The sequence below is a fragment of the Thioclava sp. JE_KL1 genome, from assembly GCF_009296265.1.
Lineage (GTDB): Bacteria > Pseudomonadota > Alphaproteobacteria > Rhodobacterales > Rhodobacteraceae > Thioclava.
The window spans coordinates 253,650-276,537 of record NZ_WBJS01000003.1; the positions used below are offsets into that span (position 1 = coordinate 253,650).

A 22,888-nucleotide genomic window follows, 5' to 3' on the forward strand; every position below is an offset into this window, starting at 1 on the left:
CCCGGAGGCCCCTGCCCCTCGGCTTACATGCTGCCGGCGCCCATACCCATCCGGCTTGCCAGATCGGCCAGCACCCAGACGGTGCCCGCAGCCATCAGGATGATGAGCAGGAAGGTGAAGAGCACCAGATACAGGTCCGGACGCGCCTCTTTCGAGAAGTCGAGGTGCATGAAGGCCCAGAACTGGATGATCAGCTGCGCGATGCCGAGGATGCCCACGATGGACCATGCGAGGCCCGTCGAGAACACGCCCCCCGCGACGATCACGACGCCTGCGAGCGTCAGGACCACCGAGAGCGCGAAGCCCCAGACATAGCGCGCCATGTCGTGCTTGTACTCAGCCGAGTCCATGCCGACGTCGGAGTTGATATAATCCATCACAGCACCCCCATCAGGTAGACTTTCGTGAAGAGCGCGATCCAGACGATGTCCAGCATGTGCCAGAACAGGCCCAGACGCACGAGACGCGACTTGATCAGGTCGTTCATCCCGAAGGTCTTCATCTGAACCATCAGCAGGATGCCCCAGATGATACCCGAGGTGACGTGCAGACCGTGCAGCCCCACCAGCGAGTAATAGGCGGTCAGGAAGCCCGACACTTGAGGCGTGTTGCCCTCGGTCCAGAACTCGTGGAATTCGTAGAGTTCGATCCCGAGGAAGATCGCGCCAAGCGCCAGCGTCACGACGAGCCAGCCCACCGTGCGCTTCATCGACGCGCCGTATTTCATCCCCAGCGTGCAGATGCCGAAGGTGAAGGTGGAGATCAGCAGCGCCATCGTCTCGATGGTCGGCAGGCCGAGGCTGAACAGCTCATGAGGGCTCGGCCCGTTCGCGATGCCGTGCCATTCGGCATCGGCGTAGTTGGCGATCATCAGCGAGAAGGCGATGAGGTCCGACATCAGGAAGATCCAGAAGCCGAAGATCACCGTGCCCGTCTTGTCGTGATGACCGTGATCGTGGGAGGCAGCGTGCGCTGCCCCCGTGTTGCTCATAGTTGCACTCATACCTGCGTCTCCATGATCAGGCCGCGGTTCTTGGTGGTGAACTCATCGTCGAGCCGGATTTGCGGCGTGGTTTCGACGAGGCGCTTGTGGGCTTCATAGCCCTCACGCAGTTCTTCCGCGGTGACGGTTTCTTCCCAGTCGGTGTCGTAGGAGCGGATCAGCACCAGCACCCACATGGCCACGAAGCCCACCGCAGCGATCAGCCACATCTGGAAGATCATGGCGAACGCGAAGAGGGTCGCGACGAGGCCCACCAGGAACGGCATGCCGGTCGGTTTCGGCAGGTGGATGTCGACGAACTCGGTCGGATCCATGACCCGCTTGCCCGCTTCCTTCGCATCGACCCACGGCTCGCGCGAGGTCATCGCCGGGATGGTGGAGAAGTCGTATTCCGGCACCGGGCAGCCCAGCGACCATTCGATACCACGACCGTCCCAGGGATCGCCCGCCGGCACCATCAGGCTCTCACGGTTCTTGACCGAGACCCAGACCTGAATGATCTGCGCGGTCAGACCCGCCAGCACGCACAGCGCGCCGAGCATCGCGATCACCAGCCACGGGAAGTAGGCCGGCTCGGTGAAGAAGGCCATGCGGCGCGGTGCGCCCATCAGACCGATCGCATAGAGCGGCATGAAGGCCCCGTAGAAGCCGATCATCCACAGCCAGAAGCTGCGACGGCCCCATTTCTCGTCCAGGCGGAAGCCGAAGCAGAGCGGGAACCAGTAGTTCACGGCCGCGAACATACCGAACAGCAGGCCCGGGATGAGCATGTTGTGGAAGTGCGCCACCAGGAACAGCGAGTTGTGGGTCGCGAAGTCGATCGTCGGGTTGGCGAGCATGACGCCCGTGATCCCGCCGATTACGAAGGTGAAGATGAAGCCGGTGGAGAACAGCATCGCGGTCGAGAACCGCAGCTTGCCGCGCCACATGGTCAGCATCCAGTTGAAGACCTTAACACCCGTCGGCACACCGATCGTCATCGTCGCGATGCCGAAGATGGCGTTGAGGTGGGCGGTCTGACCCATGGTGAAGAAGTGGTGCACCCAGACGGTGAAGGACAGCACTGCGATGGCAATGGTGGCCCAGACGAGCGAGGTGTAGCCGTAGATCTTCTTGCCCGAGAAGGTCGGGATGACTTCCGAGAACACGCCGAAGGCCGGCAGGATCAGGATGTAGACTTCCGGGTGACCGAACAGCCAGAACATGTTGGCGAAGTTCATCATGTTCCCGCCTTGGGTGGCGGTGAAGAAGTGGAAGCCCGCCTGACGGTCAAGCGCCAGCATCAACGAGGCCACGGTCAGCGGCATCATCGCGAAGATCATCAGGATCGCCGTGCAGAGCGTCGCCCAGGCGAAGATCGACATGTCGAACAGCTTCATGCCGGGGGCACGCTGCTTGTAGATCGTCACGAGGAAGTTGATGCCCGAAAGCGTCGAACCCACCGAAGTCAGGCCCAGCGACCAGATCCAGTAATCCACGCCCTCGTTCGGCGACAGCTTGATACCCGTATAGGGCGGGTAAGCGGTCCAACCGCCGGTCTCGAAGTGACCGACGACGAGCGAGGCCATCACGAGTGCCGCACCGCCGATCGACAGCCAGAGCGAGACCGCGTTCATGAAGGGGAACTCCATGTCGCGCGCACCGATCTGGAGCGGCATGACGACGTTGATGACGCCGGTCAGGAAAGGCATCGCCACGAAGAAGATCATGATCGTGCCGTGGGTCGAGAACAGCTCGGCGTGGTGTTCGACCGACAGGAAGCCCGGTGCGGGCGAGACCTGCTGGGCGCGCATCACGACCGCCTCGAGGACGCCGCGGATCAGCATGATCAGGGCCAGAACGATATAGATCACACCGATCTTCTTGTGATCGAGCGTGGTGATCCAGTTCGACCAGAGGGGCTTCCACCAACCTTTGACGGTCAGCAGAACCATGACCGCGAGCGCGCCGAGGACGACGATGCCGCCCGCGCCTGCTGCGATCCCGGTGGACAGAGACGGATCCGTGAAGAAGGGAACGATGAAGATATCGTTCCAATCGAGACTACCAAGAATACTCATTGAGCGTCCCCTTGATGTTGGTTTTGCGAGACATGCAGCTCTTCGCGGATCGCGTCGTCGATCTTCTTCTGCTCGGGCGCGTGATCGGGCAGGATCGCTGCACCGCCATCGGACAGCATGTCAGGGTTCATCATTACTTTGCCCCAGTAGCCTTTCTCCGGCGGCTCGAAGAGCTCAGGCCCCGACCAGGTCGCGGTCTTCTTGAAAGCTTTTTCGAGCTGGGCGAAGGGGTGCTTGGGCTCTTGCAGGAACGCGTCGAACTGCTCCTGGCTCACCACGTCGACCTCAAACTTGTTGAGCGGGAAAGCCGCGCCGTTGAACTGGCTGTTGAAGCCATAGGTCTGCGACGGATCTTCCGAGGTGGTCAGATTCATCTTCGTGCCCATGCCGGGCATTGCGTAGATCTGGCCGGCAAGACGCGGGATCCAGAAGCTCTGCATCGCGCCGGTGGCGGTGATGTCGAACTCGACGGGGGTGTTCTCGGGCAGGACCAACCGGTTCACGGCGGCGACCTTGCCGGGATAGATGAACATCCATTTCCATTCGGACCCGATGACCTTCACATGCATCGGCTCTTTGCCCGTTGCCTTGTAGGGGTCTTCGCCCATCACGTGGCCCCAGGTGAGCCAGCCGACGATGAGGAAGGTGAGCGTGGCACCGCCCCAGATCACGACTTCGGCGGCAACCGAGTGCGACCAGGTCGGGTCATATTTGCCTTTCCCACCCTGACGGCGATAGCGCATCGCGATCCACGGCGTGCCGATCAGGATCGGCAGGGAAATGGGCAGCATCCAAAGAAAGAAGCTGATCAGGTGAGCGCGTTCTCCGGCCGCCACCGGGCCGAGCGGGGTCATCACCCCGTTCTCCGCGCAACCTGACAGCCATGCAGCCGCAACGGTCAACAGGACCGGGGCAGCGAGGCGGCTGGGCCGCTTGTAGATTTTTTCAAACAACACGGAAATACCTTTCCTATTCCCTCTTCTTGGCGCGGGGGCATAGGGGTCTCTCGGGGGAGGCCGCGAGGGCTCCCGTCCCGCGCGATGCCTCCCACTCTAGGGCAGCGCCCGCGAGGTCAATCGGTGTTGACAAATTGTCGCAGGAACGGGCGTAACCGACTGAAAATCATGCACAAATGTCATCACACACCTGCGACGCACGAAAAAATAACCAATAAATAAAGGGGGTTGGTCTTGAACGGGCGCGCCCGAATACAGGGGTAAACGGGCCCTTCTCTCGCGCTTGTGATGGAGCAGTGAGCGATCCGTGAGCAAAATGAGCAACTTAGCCGATCACGGACGCTTGAGGTCACTCGGTGCGTGAGGGGTGCTATCCGCTCAGACTCCCGCCTCGCCCCGCGTTGACGGTAACGGGCAGCGCCCTCCCCCGGCGCATGACAAACCAACGCCGCGGAAACCCCGCGGCGCGCTGTCAGAGAGGATTACCGGAAGGGAACGGTCAGAGCGCCGCGGCCCGGCGCAGCGCCGGGAGCGACGAGATCCGCACACGCCCGCCGGCGATCCTGAACAGGCCCTGATCGCGCAGGCGGCGGATCGTCTTGTTCGTATGCACCAGCGACAGCCCGAGCGAGTCCGCCACGACCTGCTGGGCGAAGGGGAACGGCGCGCTGTCCTTCTCGATCAGCCCGACCGCCTCGGCACGCTCCCATGCGTGCATCACGAACCACGCGATCCCCTCATTGGCGTTGCGCTGCCCCACCGAGGCCAGCCAGCCCGACAGCCGCGTCAGTTCGCGCGTCATCAGCCACACGAGCGTCGTGGTGCGGTCGGGACCATCTGGCAGAGGCTGATGCAGATCGGCCGGATCGAAGCTCGACAGCATCATCGGCGTGAGCGCCTCGTAATAGCTCGCCCCCGGACCGTAGAGCACGCTCGTCAGCCCGCACAGATCGCCCGGATAGACCAGCGCTTCGACTTGCCTGCGCCCGTCTTCGAGCAGCGTATAGCGCATGGCGATCCCGCGCTCGACCCGCACGATCAATGGCGTGGACTCGGGCAAAAGCGCCGCTCCCGCGGGAATGGCGCGTTGCGATTGGGACAGCTCCGCCAGATAGGCGAGGTCAGGTTTTCGAGACAGGTTTTCCAAGCTTGCTCGGTTCCGTTTTGTTGATTTCTGCGAAGAAACCAGCATCTGCCGCGAAAGCGCTGAGCGCGCTACGTCATAGGACATTGATGCAGATTTTTTCGGATGTTCCTCGGCGTCACCCGGCGGAAAAACGCTTTTCGCCTATGTGAAAAGCTTTAGGAATCGCTGCGCGACTGCAGCGTTACTGAGGAATTCCGCCACTCTCCTGCGCGACTATAAATAGTAGCGCGGTGGCCCGGCCCCGAGCTCGACGACTCCTATATCGGCGAGCCTTTCGAGATCGGGCAGTTCGAGAATCCCCTGCGCCCATCTGACCAGCCCTTCGGACCGCAGACGGGCAAGCGTCTTGTTAGTGTGAACGAGCGATAGCCCGAGCGCATCCGCGAGATCCTGCTGCCGCACCGGGAACGGCATCTTGCCGTCACGCACCAGCCCGGTCTGCGATCCACGCTCAAAGAGAGTGACGAAGGCCCATGCGAGCGCCTCGCGCGCCGAGCGCTGCCCCACCGTCACCAGTGCGTCGCTCAGGAAATGCTCCTCGCGCGCGACCTGCCACGTCAGCATCATCGCACGCTGCGGCATCTTCGAGAAAAGCTCCCACACTTGTTTACGGTCGAAAACGCTGAGCTTTACCGGGGTCAGCGCCTCGGTCGTATGCGAGGCCATTCCCATCATGATGGCGTCGAGGCCGATCAGATCGCCGGGAAAGAGGAAATTGAGCACTTGGCGCCGCCCGTCTTCCAGCATCCGGTAGCGCATGGCCTGGCCCTCGAGCAAGGTGAAGAAGCGTTGCGGCTCGTTGCCTTCCATCACGACGGTCTGCCCTGCGGGCATCCGTAGCTCGCCCGCGCGGGCGGCTTCGGCGATTGCTTCCTCGTGCGCATCGGGCGCCATGAAGGCGGGATTATCGACGAAGGGACAATTTCTAAAGTTGCGTGTCATGCCTTGGCTCACTTTTACGTCATAAGGCAACGCGGAGGACCGTGGCAGGTTCCTTTCAAATTTCGTGGGTGGATTCCCTATTTCCCCTTATTTCCCTCACTATCTGCGCCCCACATGTTCACGATCGCTTGTGTAACAGGCAGCCCTGTGGGATTCATGCCAGCTAGACGCTTTGCAGCAGTATGTCATAGTTAAATGACCCCGGAGATTACGAGGTGCAGGAAGGCTGAAGAGGCCTCTCAGTGCACCGACAATCGGGCTGAAGCCTAAATCGTTATACTGACGTCGGATCGACCACGATCCCTCTCACCCTCCAAATGCAGTAATCTGCAAGGACAGGAAGCTGATGCCCCGGATTTTCCAACACGAACGAAGCGAGATCCGCGTAAGCGGTGCCCGCCTCGCGGCTAGGCGGTCCTCGTGACTCTTTGTTCCCCCCCTCGGATCGACGGCACCGCGCTGGTGCTCGAAGACGCGATGATCGTGGCCTATGATGCGGCCGCGATGCTGAGCGAATTCGGCGCGCGCGATGTGGTCATCTTCGGCACTGTCGAAGAAGCATTGCTCCATATTGCTGGCGGCAATGACATCTCGATGGCGCTGCTCGACATCAATCTTGGCGACGAAACCTCGCTGGAGGCTGCCAAGGCACTGCGCGAACGTGCGGTGCCGATCCTCTACTCGACCGGATATGATGAACAATCCGTGATGATGGACGGCTTTCCCGAAGGCAAGATGCTGATCAAGCCCTTCACCAATGACGATTTCGCCAATGCCCTGATTTCGATGGGTTTTGCCGAAGCCTGATCTCTGCGCCACTGGCGTTGAGATCGATATGCCATGCGCCCCGTGACAGTTGCTATGCACTCGGCGCATATCTGCCAAACATGGACATCCCGCGCAACCTCGCGTTCCTCGTCAGCGGAACTCGAGGTCGCGCGGCCATGCGGGGCAGAGAGGAGCCCCGTTCCGCGCCGTCGCGAAGGAGGCGCTTGTCCATGAACCATACGATCCGCAAAGCCCATGCCGGGCTCGCCGCCAAGGTCATGTCGGCCGAAGATGCCGCAGAACTGATCGACAATGGCGCGACCATCGGCATGTCGGGCTTCACCGGCTCGGGCTATCCCAAGGCGGTGCCGATGGCGCTGGCTGCGCGGATCGAGGCCGAGCACGCGGCGGGCCGCCCCTTCAAGGTCAAGATCTGGTCGGGCGCCTCGACGGGCCCCGAGCTGGACGGTGCCCTGGCGAAGGCCGACGGGATCGAATTCCGCCTGCCCTACAATTCCGACCCGATCGCGCGCGAGCGGATCAATGCGGGTCAGATGAAATATTTCGACATGCACTTGAGCCAGGTCGCGCCGATGGCGTGGATGGGGTTCATGGGCAAGCTGGATACGGCGGTGATCGAAATCTCCGGCATCACCGAGGATGGCAAGCTGATCCCCTCGAGCTCGGTCGGCAACAACAAGACCTGGCTCGATTGTGCCGACAAGATCATCCTCGAAGTGAACCGCTGGCAATCGCCGCTGCTGGAGGGGATGCACGACATCTATTACGGCACCGCCCTGCCCCCGAACCGCGTGCCGATCCCGCTGGTGAAGCCTGACGACCGGATCGGCCAGACCTATTTCGAGGTCGATCCCGAGAAAGTCGTGGCCGTGGTCGAGACCGACGCGCCTGACCGCAACGCGCCCTTCAGCCCGCCGGATGCGGTGGCCGAAGCGATTGCCGGTCATATCCTCGACTTCTTGGGCAACGAGGTAAAACAGGGTCGCCTGCCGCGCGGGCTGCTGCCGTTGCAATCCGGCGTGGGCAATGTGCCCAATGCCGTGATGGCCGGGCTGATCGAGGCACCCTTCGACCAGATGACCGCCTTCACGGAGGTCATTCAGGACGGGATGCTCGACATGATCGAGGCGGGCAAGCTGCGCATGGCCTCGGCCACGGCGTTCTCGCTCTCGCCCGAGAAGGCGCAGTATTTCAACGACAACGCCGCCTATTTCCGCGACAAGCTGATCCTGCGCCCGCAGGAGATCTCGAACCACCCCGAGCTTGTGCGCCGTCTGGGATGTATCGCGATGAACGGGCTGATCGAGGCGGATATCTATGGCAACGTGAACTCGACCCATGTGATGGGCTCGAAGATCCAGAATGGCATCGGCGGCTCGGGCGACTTCGCGCGCAACGGCTATGTCTCGATCTTCATGACGCCTTCGGTGGCGAAGGGCGGCAAAATTTCCGCGATTGTCCCGATGGCCGCCCATGTCGATCACATCGCGCAGGACGTGCAGGTGATCGTGACCGAGCAGGGTCTGGCCGATCTGCGGGGGCTGTCTCCGAAGCAGCGCGCCGAGACGATTATCGAGACCTGCGCCCATCCCGCCTATCGCCCGATGCTGCGGGACTATTTCGAGCGCGCGAAGAAAGGCAGCTTTGCCAATCACGCCCCGAACCTGCTGGGCGAGGCGCTGAGCTGGCACCAGCGCTTCGTTGAAACCGGGACGATGGAGGAGTGAGGCGTTGAGGGCAGCGCCCGAACCTTGGGTGGGCGCTTCGATCGGCGGGTGGCCGGGCGATTTATCTCGAAAGCCCGAATGACGTTCGAGCCCGCGCCGACATCGCCAATGCGCCCTCCCGGGGGGAGGGTCGGGCGCGGCCCGGGGCTGGTCGCCCCGCGCCAGAGCAAAATGCTCCCGCTTCGCGATGGCGCGCGGAACGCGCCGCAGGCGCAGGGCGCGCGCCGGTCCGTCCCGACGGGCTGGCGCATTGCCACCCGCGCGCAACGTTCATGCTGTGGGAGGCTTGGCAGGCATAAACCGCCTTCGTTCAAAACTCAGGCTGCGCCATCCCACGGACCGGCGCGCACCCTGCTTCCCGACCAACGAAAAGGGGCGCCCGACCGGACGCCCCTTCCCCAATTCCAATCCCCGAAAAGCTCAGACCTTGAGCGACGGGATGATCTGCTTCTTGCGGCTCATCACGCCCGGCAGGACGACCGTGTCGCCCTCGACCGTGGCATCGAAGCTCTTCTCGGCCACGCCCTTCACCAGATCGTTCGGCACCAGCAGCGTCGCCTCTTCCTTCAGGATGTCGATCACGAACAGGAGCACCTGATCGACGCCGTCTTCCTTCGCGACCTGTTCCATCGAGGCCATCAGCGAGGCCTTCCGGTCCAGCACCATCTTCGGCGCGGTGGTCTCCAGTACGGAGACGCGGAAGCTCGTGCCGTCGACCGGGTATTCCTTGGAATCCATCCGCAGCAGTTCCGCATCGGTGAAGGCGGAGACGTCCGATTTCGCTTCGAACATCTTCTCGGCCAGCTCGTGCATGTCGATGCCCAGATCGCTCGCCAGCGCGTCACAGACGGCGCGGTCGTGATCGGTGGTGGTGGGCGAGCGGAATTCCAGCGTGTCGGACAGGATGCAGCTGAGCATCGCGCCCTTGATGCCGCGCGGGGCCTTCGCCACGTCGTCGCCCATCAGATCGTAGAGGATGGTCGCGGTGCAGGCGAGCGGGCGCATCGTGATGTCGATCGGCCCTTTGGTCTCGATCCCGCCGGTCAGCTTGTGGTGATCGATGATCTGGATGACGTTGGCCGCGTTGATACCGCTCGGCAGCTCGGCGGGGTTGTTGGTGTCGACGACGACCACGTCCTCGCCTTCTTCCACGTCAGAGATGATCTCGGGCTTGTCGAGACCCCAATGTTCGATGACGAAAGCTGCCTCGGTATTGGGCTCACCCAGCAGGCAGGGCTTGGCCGGAGTGCCTTTGACATCATTGAGATACCACGCCCAGGCGATGGGCGAGCCGGTGGAGTCGGTGTCGGGAGCCTTATGGCCAAAAACCTTGATCGTCATGGGGAGATCCTCTCGGATAATCATCTGTCGGCGCAGGTTATAGGCGCTGTGTCTGGGCTTGTCACCTAGGGGTCTGGCGATGCGGAAAGGGGCGAGCCCGAACCCTGGACGGGCACCCCGGAAACACTCTGCTTCAACTAATCAGCTATCCAGCCGCTTGATCGTCCAGCCGTCCTTTTCGAGCAGCCGCAACAGCCCCTCTTCGCCGGACAGATGCAGCGCGCCCACCGCCACGACGACCGGGCCATCGCTCGCTGCCGCCTCGATCTCAGGCAGCCAGTTTTGGTTTCGCGCGACCATCAGAAGATCCTCGGAGAGCTTCATCTGACGCTCGACCTCGTCGGCATCCATGCCCGCCGCGACCGCCTGGTAGCGCGCCAGTTCCCAGATCAGGCGCGGCTCGCCCCGGAAATAGAGATCGCCCATCGTCACGCCCATATCGTCGGCCAGGGGCGCGCCGATTACCGCGGCGCGCAGCATCTCCAGCGCTTCGGTCTCGGTGATCCCGTTGAAGAGCTTGAAGACGGTATCCCACGGCTCGAGCGCCTCGACCGGCACGCCATCGGCCTCGGCCTTCGTCATCACCTGCAGGTCCAGACCTCCCTGCCCCTTCGCAAGCTCGGCCGTCGCACACGGCGGAAGCGAGAGCGTCATCGCGACGAAAGCGGGCCGCATCTTGGCCGCGAGAAAGGCGGGCATCCCGTGGGCGGCCAGCGCCGCCTTGGTCATGTTCCAGTCCTGCTCCGACATCATCTGCGGCAGCGTCTTGCCGGTAGAAAACATCAGCGTCGGGTCGGTCTTGATCGCATGTTCCAGCTTGCCCTGCTCGTCCGGACCGGCCTCCACCAGAAGCCGCGATGCATCGTCGAGCGCCTTCGAGAGCGTGCCGACGAGCTTGTCATGGCGCGGATCGGGAAGGTGGTAAGTGCCAGCCAGCGTGATCTTTTCCTCGCCTTTGGTTGCAGAGAACAGCAATCCGCGAGAGAAGGGCGCGGAATCGGCCTCGGCGGTCAGCGCCTCCTGCTCGGCTGCGGGCAGCGCGTCGAATATATTCTTGCCGCGACACTCCGCCCAAGCGGGCAGTGCAAGGCAGAGCGAGAGCGCGGGGGCCAGCAGCGGCCGAAGGAGCTTGGCGAGTTTCATAACGGCGAGAGTGCCACGCGATCTGCATTCCGCATAGAGGCGAAATCGCCGCGCCCGGATCGTTCGAATTGACGCAAAAAATTCGCCCTCCGGTTATTGACACCCGCCCGCCCCAATGACTAACTCCGCCATCGTTAGCACTCACCAGTGACGAGTGCTAAAAGTTTTCGAACCTGGAACCTTTAGGGAGTGACCCAGATGGCATTCAAACCGCTTCATGACCGTGTGCTGGTCAAGCGCGTGGAGAGCGAAGAAAAAACCAAGGGTGGCCTGATCATCCCCGACAGCGCGAAAGAAAAGCCCGCAGAGGGTGAAGTCGTCGCAGTGGGTGACGGCGCGCGCAAGGAATCGGGCGAGCTGATCGCACCGGGCGTCAAAGCTGGCGACCGCGTTCTCTTCGGCAAGTGGTCGGGCACGGAAGTGACCCTCGACGGCGAAGAGCTGCTCATCATGAAAGAAAGCGACATCATGGGCATCATCTCGTAAGGCGCCCTGCCCTTACCGAGATCCCCTGATATCCCAAGAACAACTCAGTCAAGGAGCCAACAAACATGGCAGCCAAGGACGTGAAATTCTCCACCGACGCCCGCGATCGTATGCTCGACGGCGTCAACATCCTCGCCGACGCGGTGAAGGTCACGCTGGGCCCGAAAGGCCGCAACGTCGTGATCGAAAAGTCGTTCGGCTCGCCGCGCATCACCAAAGACGGTGTGTCGGTCGCCAAAGAGATCGAGCTTTCGGACAAGTTCGAGAACATGGGCGCGCAAATGGTGAAAGAAGTCGCCTCGCGCACCAATGACGAGGCTGGCGACGGCACCACCACCGCCACCGTGCTCGCTCAGGCGATCGTCAAGGACGGCCTGAAAGCCGTGGCCGCGGGCATGAACCCGATGGACCTCAAGCGCGGCATCGATCTCGCGACCTCGAAAGTCGTCGACGCGATCAAGAGCGCTGCTCGCCCGGTCAAGGACTCGGACGAAGTCGCTCAGGTCGGCACCATCTCGGCGAACGGCGAAGAAGCCATCGGCAAGATGATCGCCAACGCGATGCAGAAAGTCGGCAATGACGGCGTCATCACCGTGGAAGAAGCCCGCGGCATGGAGACCGAAGTCGAAGTCGTCGAAGGCATGCAGTTCGACCGTGGCTACCTGTCGCCCTACTTCGTGACCAACCCCGACAAGATGGTCGCGGAACTCGAAGACTGCTACATCCTGCTCCACGAGAAGAAACTCTCGTCGCTGCAGCCGATGGTCCCGCTCCTCGAGCAGGTCATCCAGTCGCAGAAACCGCTCCTCATCATCGGTGAAGACGTCGAAGGCGAAGCGCTCGCGACCCTCGTGGTCAACAAGCTGCGCGGCGGCCTGAAGATCGCAGCCGTGAAAGCACCGGGCTTCGGCGACCGCCGCAAGGCCATGCTGCAGGACATCGCTGTCCTGACCGGCGGCCAGGTGATCTCGGAAGACCTCGGCATGAAGCTCGAGAACGTCGGCATGGACATGCTGGGCACCGCCAAGAAGGTGACCATCACCAAGGACGACACCACCATCGTCGAAGGCGCTGGTGACAAGGCCGAGATCGAAGCGCGCGTCAGCCAGATCCGCACCCAGATCGAGGAAACCACCTCGGACTACGACCGCGAGAAGCTGCAAGAGCGCGTCGCGAAACTGGCCGGTGGCGTTGCTGTCATCCGCGTCGGCGGCATGACCGAAGTCGAAGTGAAAGAGCGCAAGGACCGTGTGGACGACGCTCTGAACGCGACCCGTGCGGCCGTTCAGGAAGGCATCGTCGTCGGCGGTGGCGTCAGCCTCGTGCAGGGCGCGAAAGTGCTCGCCGGTCTCACCGGTGCGAACTCCGACCAGGAAGCCGGTATCGCGATCGTCAAGCGCGCTCTCGAAGCGCCGCTGCGTCAGATCGCCGAGAACGCCGGTGTGGACGGTGCTGTCGTGGCCGGTAAGGTCCGCGAAAGCGACGACCTGAACTTCGGCTTCAACGCGCAGACCGAAGAATATGGCAACATGTTCGAGTTCGGCGTGATCGACCCGGCGAAAGTGACCCGCACCGCGCTCGAAGATGCGGCTTCGGTTGCTGGCCTGCTGATCACCACCGAGGCGATGATCGCCGAGAAGCCGGAGCCGAAAGGCGCTGGCGGTGCCCCCGACATGGGCGGCATGGGCGGCATGGGCGGCATGATGTAATCAGCCGTTCCCGCTTCAGGGATCTAATGGGAAGGGGCGCTCCGAAAGGGGCGCCCCTTTTCACATGCGTAAATCGCAGATTCTTACGCGCGCATTGAGCTATGTCACGGGGCCGCAAACGAATGGCGCTATACTTCCCCCAACGTCAATTTCGCTGGAGGGCCCCGGTCATGTCGCGCAATTTCCTCGTCAAATCCCTCGCCTGCCTCGCTGTCGCGCTGGCCGCCTCGGTCGCGGCGGCTGAGGAAACTCAAGACTGGCGCTTCGGCGGAGACGCCTATCTCGCGGGCCGCACCGTGAGTGCGACGGGCGAGGACATCCACGACCTCTTCGCCGCCGGTCAGCATGTAACCTTGGGCAGCCCGATCACCGGCGCGGCGCATCTGGCGGGCCAGAATATCGTGATCGGCGCGCAGGTGGGCGGTGATCTCTACGCGGCGGGACAGGATATTGACCTCGCGGCCCCGGTGGCGGGCGCGGCCACGCTCGCGGGTCAGGCGCTCACCATCAAGGGGCCGATCTCGGGCAACCTGCGTGCGATGGGCCAGCAGGTCCGGCTAGAGGCGCCGGTCGCAGGCAGCGTGATCATCGGCGCCGACGACGCACAGATCGACACCGAGATCTCGGGCGATCTGGTGCTGGGAACAAAGACCGTCACCTGGGGCGATGGCGCGACGGTCACAGGCAAGGTCCAAGTCTACACCGACACGCCCGGCGAGGTGAGCGTGCCTGCCAGCGTCGCCCCGGCCGATCAGGTCAGCATCCATGAGGCGAAGGAGTTCGAGCAGGCGAAGTCGCGCGTAGCCCCGGAGCGCAATTACCTCATCGAGACCCGCGACTGGCTGGGCGGCGTGCTCGTGGTCGGGATCGTGGCCACGCTTCTTGCCGTCTTCGCACCGGGCTTCATGGACCGGATGCGCCAACGCAGCCTCGCCCATCCTTTGCGCGCAGGACTTGCGGGGTTCATCGGGCTCTCCGCGCTGGTCGGCTCGATCCTGCTGCTCGCGATGACGGTGATCGGCATCGTGCTTATTCCGTTCTCGCTGCTCGGGGTGCTGGTGCTGGGCTTCGGCGGCTATATCGTGGGCATCTGGGTCATCGGCGCCTGGGCGCATGATCTGATCGGGCGCGGCCATCCCGTCACCAATGGAGAATGCGCACTCGCGGCCTTCGGCGGGGCGGTGATCGGGGCGCTCATCTGCATGATCCCCTGGGTCGGCTGGCTTGGCATGATGGCGATCTTCCTGTTCGGCGCGGGCGCGATCGTGCTGCGCGTGACCGGGATCGGTGCGCAAGGCGCCGCAGCCTGACCGTCCCCTCCCACCTCTGGCCATCCCTGCTTTCGCGCGCTATCGCTGCGCGAAGGACAGGGGGAGGAACCATGACCGAGCTGGTGATTTTCGACTGCGACGGGGTGCTGATCGATTCCGAGATCATCTCGGCGCAGATGCTGATCGACGAGCTGGCCAAGCTGCGGGTGTCGATCGACCTCGACTATGTCGCACGGCATTTCCTCGGACGCTCCTACCCCACCGTGATGAAGCAGATCCGCTACGAATTCGGGCTCGATCTGCCGGAGGAATTCGAGGCGCAGTATCGCGCGCGGCTTCTGGACGCGTTCGAGCGCGAGTTGCAGGTGATGCCGGGCGTGGCCGATGTGATGAAGAGGTTGGACGTGCCGTGGTGCGTGGCCACTTCGTCGAGCCAGCCGCGCGCGGAACGCTCGCTGGAAATCGCGGGGCTGCGCAAGCTGGTGGGCGACCGGTTGTTCACGGCAAGCGAGGTCGCGCATGGCAAACCCGCGCCCGATCTGTTCCTCCATGCGGCCAAGAAGATGGGCGTGACCCCTGCCCGCGCGCTGGTGGTCGAGGACAGTCTCAACGGCATCCGCGCCGGGCTTGCGGCAGGAATGGAAGTCTGGCGCTTCACCGGCGGCAGCCATCTGGCCGGGCGCGATCTGACCCCGCCCGAGGACGCGCAGCCGCATCGCGAATTTGCGCATTTCACCGAGTTCTTCCAGAATGAGCCGACTAGGGAGAAAGATTCGTGAACCGTATGAGTGACGCCGAAACCTCGCGCGATGACGAGGCGGCACGGGCCGGATGGCTCTATTATGTCGGCGGAATGACGCAGGACCAGATCGCCGCCGAACTGGGCGTATCGCGCCAGCGCGCGCAGCGGCTGGTGAGCCGCGCGGTCTCCGAGGGGCTGGTGCGGGTGCGCATCGAGCACAAGATCGGGGCTTGTCTGGAACTGGAAGCGGCGCTGATCCGGCGCTTCGGCCTGCAGACGGCACGCGTCGCGCCCTCGCTGGGCGAACGGGGCGATCCCTCTGCGGCCACTGCGGCCTTCGCCGCCACGCTTCTCGAACGTATCCTCGCACGCTCCGAGCCGCAGGTGATCGCCTTCGGTACCGGTCGTTCGCTCTCGGCCATGGTGAACGAGGTGATGCAGCGCCCCGCGACCGCGCATAAGATCGTCTCCCTGATCGGCAACATCGCGCCCGACGGCTCGGCCTCGTTCTACGACGTCATCATGCGCATGGCCGACAAGCTGCGCCTGCCGCATTACCCGATGCTGGTGCCGGTGATCTCGGAGACGGTGGAAGAACGCGCGATGTTCGACAAGCTCAAGCCGGTTCAGGCGGTGCAGCGGCTTGCGGCGGCGGCAGATGCGACCTTCGTGGGCGTCGGTCAGTTGGGCGAGGACGCGCCGGTCTACAAGGACGGCTTCGTCACCCTTGCCGAGCTGGAGGAATTGCGCGCCGCGGGTGGCGTGGGCGAGCTCGTGGGCTCGTTCTACGATGCGCAGGGCAATTACATCGCCACCCCCACCACGGCGCGGTTCGGCTCGTTCCGGATCGAGCCCAAGCGCGAGGCCCCGGTGATCGGCATCGCAGCCGGCCCATCGAAACTGGTCGCGATTCGTGCAGCCCTTGCAGGCGGGCTTCTCAACGGGCTCGTGACCGATGAGCCGACGGCCCAGGCCCTGTTGGAAGACTGACGCCGAAACAAGGCGTTACTGTCAGCGTTAACAATTAATCAAGACATCGCAGTAATTCTGGATTGACAGTTTAGGTCGTGTTTGTGAATATTTTCTCACAGTTTGGGCATATGCTCAAAACTCAAGGGAGGAAATCTATGACTTACACGATCCGGGCGCTCATGGGCGCCTGTGCTCTTGGCGCGCTTGCAACTGCCGCGGCTGCCGAGACCACCATCACCGTCGCAACCGTGAACAACGGCGACATGGTCCGCATGCAGGGCCTGATGGACGACTTCTACGCCGAGCATCCCGACATCAAAGTCGAATGGGTCACGCTGGAAGAGAACGTCCTGCGCCAGAAGGTCACCACCGACATCGCAACCAAGGGCGGTCAGTTCGACGTGCTGACCATCGGCACCTACGAGGTTCCGATCTGGGGCAAGCAGGGCTGGCTCGTGCCGCTCGACGGCATGCCCGACAGCTATGACGTGAACGACCTGCTGCCGCAGATCCGTTCGGGCCTGACGGTCGACGATCACCTCTATGCCGCGCCCTTCTACGGCGAGAGCTCCTTCGTGATGTATCGCAAGGACCTGATGGAAAAGGCCGGGATGGAAATGCCCGAGAAGCCGACCTGGTCCGACATCGAGAAAGCCGCCGCGGCGATGACCGACAAGGACAACGAAGTCTACGGCATCTGTCTGCGCGGCAAGGCCGGCTGGGGCGAGAACGCAGCCTTCCTGAGCGCGATGGACAACTCGATGGGCGGTCGCTGGTTCGACGAGAACTGGACCCCGCAATTCGACACCGCGCCGTGGAAAGAGACCCTGACGCGCTATCTCGACATGATGAACAAATACGGACCTCCGGGCGCCTCGTCCAACGGGTTCAACGAGAACCTCGCGCTGTTCCAGCAGGGCAAGTGCGGCATGTGGATCGACGCCACCGTGGCGGCTTCCTTCGTGACCAACCCGCAGGACTCGACCGTGGCCGACAAGGTGGGCTTCGCGCTCGCGCCGAACAAGGAAGGCGTGGACAAGCGCGCGAACTGGCTCTGGGCCTGGTCGCTGGCGATCCCGGCGGGCACCCAGAAGGAAGAGGCTGCCAAGACCTTCATCGAATGGGCGACCTCCAAGCACTACACCGAGCTGGTTGCCGAGAAAGAAGGCTGGGCGAACGTGCCCCCGGGCACCCGCACCTCGCTCTACGAGAACCCGAAATATCTCGAAGCGGCGCCCTTCGCGAAGCTGACGCTCGACTCGATCAACGCAGCTGACCCGAAGAACCCCTCGGTCCAGCCGGTCCCCTATACGGGCGTCCAGTTCGTCGCGATCCCCGAGTTCCAGGCGATCGGCACCGCTGTCGGTCAGCAGTTCTCGGCGGCTCTCGCAGGGCAAGTCTCGGCCGATCAGGCGCTGCAAAGCGCACAAAGTCTGACCGAGCGTGAGATGAAGAAGGCCGGTTACATCAAGTAACCTGCCCCCTCCCTGGCCGGGGCGGTCATTTTGGGTCTGACCGCCCCGTGCCTCTTTTTGCAACTCCCGATAACCGGAGCCGGACCGATGTCCACGCAAGCCTCGCGCTCTGCCGCGCGCCTTATGATTTCGCCATCCGTCATCTTGCTGTTTCTTTGGATGGCAGTGCCATTGGGCATGACGATCTGGTTCTCGTTCCAGCGCTACAACCTGTTGATGCCCGGTCAGGGCGGCTTCGTTGGCTGGGACAATTACTATTACTTCCTGACCGATCCCGCCTTCTTCACCGCGTTGATCAATACGCTGGTACTGGTGGGGGGCGTGCTTCTGATCACCGTGTTCGGTGGCATCCTGCTCGCGCTGCTGCTCGATCAACCGATCTTCGGCCAAGGCATCGTGCGGGTCCTCGTGATCGCACCGTTCTTCGTGATGCCGACCGTGTCCGCGCTGGTGTGGAAGAACATGCTCTATAATCCGGTGAACGGCATTTTTGCCTATCTCGCCAAGGCGATAGGGCTGCAACCATACGACTTTCTCGCCCATGCGCCGATGCTCTCGATCACCATTATCGTGGCATGGCAGTGGCTGCCCTTCGCGACGCTGATCCTGCTGACCGCGCTGCAATCGCTCGATAGCGAGCAGCTGGAGGCCGCCGAGATGGACGGTGCCGGTGCGCTGTCGCGGTTCTTCTACATCATGCTGCCGCACCTCGCGCGCGCCGCGACCGTCGTGATCCTCATTCAAACGATCTTCCTGCTGTCCACCTTCGCGGAAATCCTCGTGACCACGAATGGCGGCCCGGGCAACGCGTCCACCACGCTGACCTACCTCGTCTATGTCCAGTCGCTGCTGCAATTCGACGTGGGCGGAGGCGCTGCTGGCGGTGTGATCGCCGTGATCCTCGCAAATATCGTCGCGATCTTCCTGATGCGGATGATCGGCAAGAACCTGGAGGCGTAATCCAATGGCGCGCAAAATCTCCAACCGCCGCCGCGTGATCATGTCGGTGATCGCATGGGCGCTGGCCTTCGTGATCTTCTTCCCGATCCTCTGGACGATCATCCTGTCGTTCAAGACCGAGGGCAATGCGATCAAGGCGCCCTGGGACGTGCTGACCTCGTCCTGGACGTTTGACAGCTACCACGTCGTGCAGGAGCGCTCGAACTACTTCCGCCACTTCATGAACTCGGTGGTGATCTCCTTCGGCTCCACCCTGCTGGCGCTGGTCATCGCGATCCCCTCTGCCTGGGCCATGGCTTTCGTGCCGGGCAAGCGCACCAAGGACGTGCTGATGTGGATGCTGTCCACGAAGATGATGCCCGCGGTGGGCGTGCTCGTCCCGATCTACCTGATGTTCCGCGACTGGGGCCTTCTGGATACGCGGACCGGTCTGGTCATCGTGCTGTGCCTGATGAACCTGCCGATCGTGATCTGGATGCTCTTCACCTACTTCAAGGAAATCCCGAAGGACATCCTCGAAGCCGCGCGCATGGACGGGGCGACGCTGGGGGGCGAGATCCTCTACGTGCTCACCCCGATGGCTGTGCCCGGTATCGCCTCGACGCTTCTGCTGAACGTGATCCTCGCTTGGAACGAAGCGTTCTGGACCCTGAACCTGACGGCGGCGAAAGCCGCCCCCCTCACCGCTTTCATTGCCGCCTATTCCAGCCCCGAAGGGCTGTTCTACGCGAAACTCTCTGCCGCCTCGACGCTCGCTATCGCACCGATCCTGATCCTCGGCTGGTTCAGCCAGAAACAGCTGGTGCGTGGCCTGACCTTCGGCGCCGTGAAATAAGGAGCTAAACCCATGGGACAAATAACCCTCAAGGGCGTCCGCAAGGCCTTCGGCGATGTCGAGGTCATCCCCCCGCTCGATCTGGAAATCAACGATGGCGAGTTCGTCGTCTTCGTCGGCCCCTCGGGCTGCGGCAAATCCACCCTTCTGCGCCTGATCGCGGGTCTGGAAGATGTCTCCGGCGGCGAGATCGAGATCAACGGTCAACCTTCGGCCGAACTGCCCCCCGCCAAACGCGGTCTGGCGATGGTGTTCCAATCCTACGCGCTCTACCCGCATATGTCGGTGCGCAAGAACATCGCCTTCCCGCTGAAGATGGCGAAGCTCGATCAGGCGGCGGCGAAGGAGAAGGTCGACAATGCCGCGCGCATTCTCAACCTCACCGACTATCTCGACCGCCGTCCCGGCCAGCTTTCGGGCGGTCAGCGTCAGCGGGTCGCGATCGGCCGCGCCATCGTGCGTGAACCGGCGGCGTTCCTCTTCGACGAGCCGCTGTCGAACCTCGATGCAGCGCTGCGCGTGAACATGCGTCTTGAGATTTCCGAGCTGCACCAGAAACTGAAGACCACGATGGTCTATGTGACGCACGATCAGGTCGAGGCAATGACCATGGCCGACAAGATCGTCGTGCTGCAGGCTGGCCGCATCGAACAGGTCGGCTCGCCGCTGGAACTCTATCGCACGCCGCGCAACAAGTTCGTCGCGGGCTTCATCGGCTCGCCGAAGATGAACTTTATCGAAGGCGACGAGGCCGCGAAGTACGGCGCCGACAGCATCGGCATCCGCCCCGAACATATCGAGGTCTCGACCACGGAAGGCGCGTGGAAAGGCACTGTCGGCGTCTCCGAGCATCTGGGATCGGACACCTTCCTGCATGTCGACACCGAGTATGGCCTCATCAACGTGCGCGGCGGCGGCGAGATCGGCCTGCACGCGGGCGACACGGTCTTCCTGACGCCCGATCTGAGCCAGCTTCACAAATTCGACGCGCAAGGGCAGGCAATCTGATGCGACTGAAAGGCAAACGCGCCCTGATCACCGGGGCAGCCCGCGGGATCGGCCGCGCCTTCGCGGAGAAATACATCGCGGAAGGCGCGGAGGTCGTGATCGGCGATATCGACATGGCCCGGGCCGAGGATACGGCGGCCGAGATCGGTGCTGTCGCACTGAAGCTCGACGTGACCGACGCGGCGAGCATCGACGCTGCGATGGAGAAGATGCGCGCCTCGGGCGGGATCGACATCCTGATCAACAACGCGGCGATCTTCACCGCGGCCCCCCTCGTAGAGATCACCCACGAAGACTACGCCCGTGTCTTCAAGATCAATGTCGAAGGCACGCTGTTCATGATGCAGGCGGCGGCGAAAGAGATGATCGCGCAGGCACGTGGCGGCAAGATCATCAACATGGCGTCTCAGGCCGGGCGGCGTGGCGAAGCTCTGGTGGCGGTCTATTGCGCCTCCAAGGCCGCGGTCATCAGCCTCACCCAATCGGCGGGTCTGAACCTGATCGAACACGGCATCAACGTGAACGCGATCGCACCCGGAGTGGTCGACGGCGAGCATTGGGACGGCGTCGACGCCTTCTTCGCGAAATACGAGAACAAACCCTTGGGCCAGAAGAAAAAAGAGGTGGGCGAGTCCGTCCCCTTCGGTCGCATGGGCACGGCTGCCGACCTGACCGGCATGGCCGTTTTCCTCGCCTCGGACGAGGCCGAATACATCGTCGCCCAGACCTACAATGTCGACGGCGGAAACTGGATGAGCTGATATGACACTTTCCAACGACACCCTCTCCGAGCTTCCCGCAGACGTGGCGCGCCCCGGTTACGACCGTGCCGCGCTCACCCCCGGCATCGTTCATATCGGCTGCGGCAATTTCCACCGGGCGCATCAGGCAGTCTATCTCGACGATCTGTTCAATCTGGGCGAAGGCCATGACTGGGCGCTCATGGGCGCGGGCGTTCGCCCGGGAGATGCCAAGATGCGCGACGCGGTTTTGGCGCAGGACGGTCTGTATAGTGTGATCGAGCTGGACCCGGCGGCAAAATCGGCCCGCGTGATCGGCTCGATGGTCGGCTTCGCCGAGGTCGCTTCGGGCAATGCGCCGCTGATCGCCGCGATGTCGCAGCCCAGCGTGCGGATCGTGTCGCTCACCGTGACCGAGGGCGGCTATTACATCGACCCGAAGACCGGGACGTTCAGCCCGACGCATCCGGACATTCAGGCCGATGCGGCCAATCCCGACGCCCCCGAGACCGCCTTCGGCGCGATCATTGCGGCGCTGAAAGCGCGCCGTGCCTCGGGTGTGCCGCCCTTCACTGTGATGTGCTGCGACAACGTCCCCCATAACGGCCATGTCACCCGCGATGCGGTGTGCGGGCTGGCGGAACTGTCGGACCCGGAACTGAGCGCGTGGATCAAGGCCAATGTCGCCTTCCCGAACTCGATGGTGGACCGGATCACTCCCGCCACCGGCCCGCGCGAACGTGCGCTGGCCCAAAGCTTCGGGATCGAAGACGCCGCCCCCGTCACCTGCGAGCCCTTCCGCCAATGGGTGATGGAGGACAATTTCCCTGCAGGCCGTCCCGCGCTGGAGAAGGTCGACGTGACCTTCACCGATGCGGTCGACCGGTTCGAAACGATGAAAATCCGGATCCTCAACGGCGGGCACGCGATCATCGCCTATGCTGCCGGGCTGCGCGACATCGAATACGCCCATGAGGCGATGGCCGACGATCAGATCCGCGCCTATCTCGACAAGATCGAGACGACCGAGATCCTGCCCATCGTACCGCCGGTGCCGGAGACAGATCTCAATGATTACAAGCAGCTGATCCTAAACCGCTTCTCGAACCCGGAAGTGGCCGACACGATCCGCCGCCTGTGCCTCGACGGGTCGAACCGGCAGCCGAAGTTCATCATCACCTCGATCAACGACTGCGTCGCGCAGGGCCGCGATTGCACCGGGCTGATCCTCGAAAGCGCGCTGTGGTGCCGCTATTGCTACGGCACCAGCGAGACCGGGGCGGAGATCGCGCCGAACGATCCGAACTGGGATCACCTCGTCGCGCAGTCGAAGCTGGCGAAGGAGCGCCCCGCCGCGTGGCTGGAGATGTCCGAGATTTACGGCGATCTGGCCGAGAATGCCGAGGTCGTGGCGAAATTCACAGAACTTCTGAACGACGTCTGGGCGCGCGGCTCGCACTCGGTGATCGCGGATTATCTGGCGGGCTGACGGCCCGCCCCCTTCCCTCGATGCTCCCCCCTTGCAAAACTCTCGCAAGGATTCGAAATTAAACGGGTGTTCAATTCATCCGGTTGAGGTCGA

The 22,888-nt window shown here is 62.9% G+C and carries 21 protein-coding genes; 13 read left to right on the forward strand and 8 right to left on the reverse strand.

Features of this window, described 5'->3' with window-relative positions:
• Positions 1-23: 23 nt before the first annotated feature.
• From F8R15_RS06620 to F8R15_RS06645, 6 genes are all read right to left on the reverse strand, one after another.
• Positions 24-377, reverse strand: coding sequence for a cytochrome o ubiquinol/quinol oxidase subunit IV (locus tag F8R15_RS06620; protein ID WP_078519282.1), 354 nt, complete (start codon positions 375-377; stop codon positions 24-26).
• Positions 377-991, reverse strand: a complete 615-nt coding sequence (locus F8R15_RS06625) for a cytochrome c oxidase subunit 3 (RefSeq protein WP_165756923.1) — start codon at positions 989-991, stop codon at positions 377-379. Before F8R15_RS06625 ends, F8R15_RS06620 begins: the two co-directional genes overlap by 1 nt.
• 8 nt (positions 992-999) lie before the next feature.
• Positions 1,000-3,063 (reverse strand): cbb3-type cytochrome c oxidase subunit I, encoded by a 2,064-nt coding sequence (locus F8R15_RS06630; protein ID WP_078539403.1) that lies wholly within the window; start codon positions 3,061-3,063, stop codon positions 1,000-1,002.
• The gene (locus F8R15_RS06635) at positions 3,060-3,917 is read right to left on the reverse strand and encodes a cytochrome c oxidase subunit II (RefSeq protein ID WP_078519285.1); all 858 of its coding nucleotides are present in this window, start codon (positions 3,915-3,917) and stop codon (positions 3,060-3,062) included. Before F8R15_RS06635 ends, F8R15_RS06630 begins: the two co-directional genes overlap by 4 nt.
• Positions 3,918-4,518: 601 nt before the next feature.
• On the reverse strand, positions 4,519-5,166 hold the full coding sequence (locus F8R15_RS06640; protein ID WP_158522062.1) for a Crp/Fnr family transcriptional regulator: 648 nt from the start codon (positions 5,164-5,166) through the stop codon (positions 4,519-4,521).
• Between the two features lie 213 nt (positions 5,167-5,379).
• On the reverse strand, positions 5,380-6,108 hold the full coding sequence (locus F8R15_RS06645; RefSeq protein WP_232621739.1) for a Crp/Fnr family transcriptional regulator: 729 nt from the start codon (positions 6,106-6,108) through the stop codon (positions 5,380-5,382).
• 420 nt (positions 6,109-6,528) lie between these two features.
• On the opposite strand from F8R15_RS06645, the gene F8R15_RS06650 reads away from it, so the two are divergent.
• Positions 6,529-6,915 (forward strand): response regulator, encoded by a 387-nt coding sequence (locus F8R15_RS06650; RefSeq protein ID WP_083075284.1) that lies wholly within the window; start codon positions 6,529-6,531, stop codon positions 6,913-6,915.
• Positions 6,916-7,106: 191 nt separating this feature from the next.
• Positions 7,107-8,624 carry an acetyl-CoA hydrolase/transferase family protein gene (locus F8R15_RS06655; protein ID WP_152844049.1) on the forward strand — a complete coding sequence of 506 codons (1,518 nt, stop codon included), beginning with the start codon at positions 7,107-7,109 and terminating at the stop codon, positions 8,622-8,624.
• Between the two features lie 420 nt (positions 8,625-9,044).
• On the opposite strand, the gene F8R15_RS06660 is transcribed toward F8R15_RS06655, so the two are convergent.
• Positions 9,045-9,965: a manganese-dependent inorganic pyrophosphatase gene (locus F8R15_RS06660; protein WP_152844050.1), complete on the reverse strand. Its 921-nt coding sequence runs from the start codon at positions 9,963-9,965 to the stop codon at positions 9,045-9,047.
• A 141-nt stretch (positions 9,966-10,106) separates the two neighbouring features.
• Complete coding sequence (locus F8R15_RS06665; protein ID WP_152844051.1) at positions 10,107-11,108, reverse strand: TraB/GumN family protein; 1,002 nt, start codon at positions 11,106-11,108, stop codon at positions 10,107-10,109.
• 198 nt (positions 11,109-11,306) lie between these two features.
• Between F8R15_RS06665 and groES the strand changes: the two genes are divergently transcribed.
• The 11 genes from groES to F8R15_RS06720 all read left to right on the forward strand — a co-directional run bounded on the left by groES (position 11,307) and on the right by F8R15_RS06720 (position 22,795).
• Positions 11,307-11,594, forward strand: a complete 288-nt coding sequence (gene groES / locus F8R15_RS06670; RefSeq protein WP_075774612.1) for a co-chaperone GroES — start codon at positions 11,307-11,309, stop codon at positions 11,592-11,594.
• Positions 11,595-11,659: 65 nt separating this feature from the next.
• Positions 11,660-13,303, forward strand: coding sequence for a chaperonin GroEL (gene groL, locus F8R15_RS06675; RefSeq protein ID WP_078519292.1), 1,644 nt, complete (start codon positions 11,660-11,662; stop codon positions 13,301-13,303).
• Between the two features lie 170 nt (positions 13,304-13,473).
• Complete coding sequence (locus F8R15_RS06680) at positions 13,474-14,613, forward strand: hypothetical protein (protein WP_152844052.1); 1,140 nt, start codon at positions 13,474-13,476, stop codon at positions 14,611-14,613.
• 71 nt (positions 14,614-14,684) lie between these two features.
• Entirely contained in the window at positions 14,685-15,353 is a 669-nt protein-coding gene (locus F8R15_RS06685; RefSeq protein ID WP_152844053.1) for an HAD family hydrolase, read from the forward strand.
• Positions 15,354-15,358: 5 nt separating this feature from the next.
• Positions 15,359-16,306, forward strand: coding sequence for a sugar-binding transcriptional regulator (locus F8R15_RS06690; RefSeq protein WP_078570347.1), 948 nt, complete (start codon positions 15,359-15,361; stop codon positions 16,304-16,306).
• A gap of 137 nt (positions 16,307-16,443) precedes the next feature.
• Entirely contained in the window at positions 16,444-17,763 is a 1,320-nt protein-coding gene (locus tag F8R15_RS06695) for a sugar ABC transporter substrate-binding protein (RefSeq protein ID WP_078519296.1), read from the forward strand.
• Positions 17,764-17,850: 87 nt separating this feature from the next.
• Positions 17,851-18,723: a carbohydrate ABC transporter permease gene (locus F8R15_RS06700; protein WP_078519297.1), complete on the forward strand. Its 873-nt coding sequence runs from the start codon at positions 17,851-17,853 to the stop codon at positions 18,721-18,723.
• A gap of 4 nt (positions 18,724-18,727) precedes the next feature.
• On the forward strand, positions 18,728-19,558 hold the full coding sequence (locus F8R15_RS06705) for a carbohydrate ABC transporter permease (RefSeq protein WP_152844054.1): 831 nt from the start codon (positions 18,728-18,730) through the stop codon (positions 19,556-19,558).
• Positions 19,559-19,570: 12 nt separating this feature from the next.
• Positions 19,571-20,566, forward strand: coding sequence for an ABC transporter ATP-binding protein (locus tag F8R15_RS06710; protein ID WP_152844055.1), 996 nt, complete (start codon positions 19,571-19,573; stop codon positions 20,564-20,566).
• Complete coding sequence (locus tag F8R15_RS06715) at positions 20,563-21,327, forward strand: L-iditol 2-dehydrogenase (RefSeq protein WP_305798611.1); 765 nt, start codon at positions 20,563-20,565, stop codon at positions 21,325-21,327. Before F8R15_RS06710 ends, F8R15_RS06715 begins: the two co-directional genes overlap by 4 nt.
• Position 21,328: 1 nt before the next feature.
• Positions 21,329-22,795: a mannitol dehydrogenase family protein gene (locus F8R15_RS06720; RefSeq protein WP_152844057.1), complete on the forward strand. Its 1,467-nt coding sequence runs from the start codon at positions 21,329-21,331 to the stop codon at positions 22,793-22,795.
• The last annotated feature ends 93 nt before the right edge of the window (positions 22,796-22,888 follow it).

What these genes read in the sequence shown, in the direction of transcription:
- F8R15_RS06620 (WP_078519282.1), bottom strand. Translation starts at nt 377, where the DNA reads ATGGATTATATCAACTCCGACGTCGGCATGGACTCGGCTGAGTACAAG.
- F8R15_RS06625 (WP_165756923.1), bottom strand. Translation starts at nt 991, where the DNA reads ATGAGCAACACGGGGGCAGCGCACGCTGCCTCCCACGATCACGGTCAT.
- F8R15_RS06630 (WP_078539403.1), bottom strand. Translation starts at nt 3,063, where the DNA reads ATGAGTATTCTTGGTAGTCTCGATTGGAACGATATCTTCATCGTTCCC.
- F8R15_RS06635 (WP_078519285.1), bottom strand. Translation starts at nt 3,917, where the DNA reads ATGACCCCGCTCGGCCCGGTGGCGGCCGGAGAACGCGCTCACCTGATC.
- F8R15_RS06645 (WP_232621739.1), bottom strand. Translation starts at nt 6,108, where the DNA reads ATGACACGCAACTTTAGAAATTGTCCCTTCGTCGATAATCCCGCCTTC.
- F8R15_RS06655 (WP_152844049.1), top strand. Translation starts at nt 7,107, where the DNA reads ATGAACCATACGATCCGCAAAGCCCATGCCGGGCTCGCCGCCAAGGTC.
- F8R15_RS06660 (WP_152844050.1), bottom strand. Translation starts at nt 9,965, where the DNA reads ATGACGATCAAGGTTTTTGGCCATAAGGCTCCCGACACCGACTCCACC.
- F8R15_RS06665 (WP_152844051.1), bottom strand. Translation starts at nt 11,108, where the DNA reads ATGAAACTCGCCAAGCTCCTTCGGCCGCTGCTGGCCCCCGCGCTCTCG.
- groES (WP_075774612.1), top strand. Translation starts at nt 11,307, where the DNA reads ATGGCATTCAAACCGCTTCATGACCGTGTGCTGGTCAAGCGCGTGGAG.
- groL (WP_078519292.1), top strand. Translation starts at nt 11,660, where the DNA reads ATGGCAGCCAAGGACGTGAAATTCTCCACCGACGCCCGCGATCGTATG.
- F8R15_RS06680 (WP_152844052.1), top strand. Translation starts at nt 13,474, where the DNA reads ATGTCGCGCAATTTCCTCGTCAAATCCCTCGCCTGCCTCGCTGTCGCG.
- F8R15_RS06685 (WP_152844053.1), top strand. Translation starts at nt 14,685, where the DNA reads ATGACCGAGCTGGTGATTTTCGACTGCGACGGGGTGCTGATCGATTCC.
- F8R15_RS06690 (WP_078570347.1), top strand. Translation starts at nt 15,359, where the DNA reads ATGAGTGACGCCGAAACCTCGCGCGATGACGAGGCGGCACGGGCCGGA.
- F8R15_RS06695 (WP_078519296.1), top strand. Translation starts at nt 16,444, where the DNA reads ATGACTTACACGATCCGGGCGCTCATGGGCGCCTGTGCTCTTGGCGCG.
- F8R15_RS06700 (WP_078519297.1), top strand. Translation starts at nt 17,851, where the DNA reads ATGTCCACGCAAGCCTCGCGCTCTGCCGCGCGCCTTATGATTTCGCCA.
- F8R15_RS06705 (WP_152844054.1), top strand. Translation starts at nt 18,728, where the DNA reads ATGGCGCGCAAAATCTCCAACCGCCGCCGCGTGATCATGTCGGTGATC.
- F8R15_RS06710 (WP_152844055.1), top strand. Translation starts at nt 19,571, where the DNA reads ATGGGACAAATAACCCTCAAGGGCGTCCGCAAGGCCTTCGGCGATGTC.
- F8R15_RS06720 (WP_152844057.1), top strand. Translation starts at nt 21,329, where the DNA reads ATGACACTTTCCAACGACACCCTCTCCGAGCTTCCCGCAGACGTGGCG.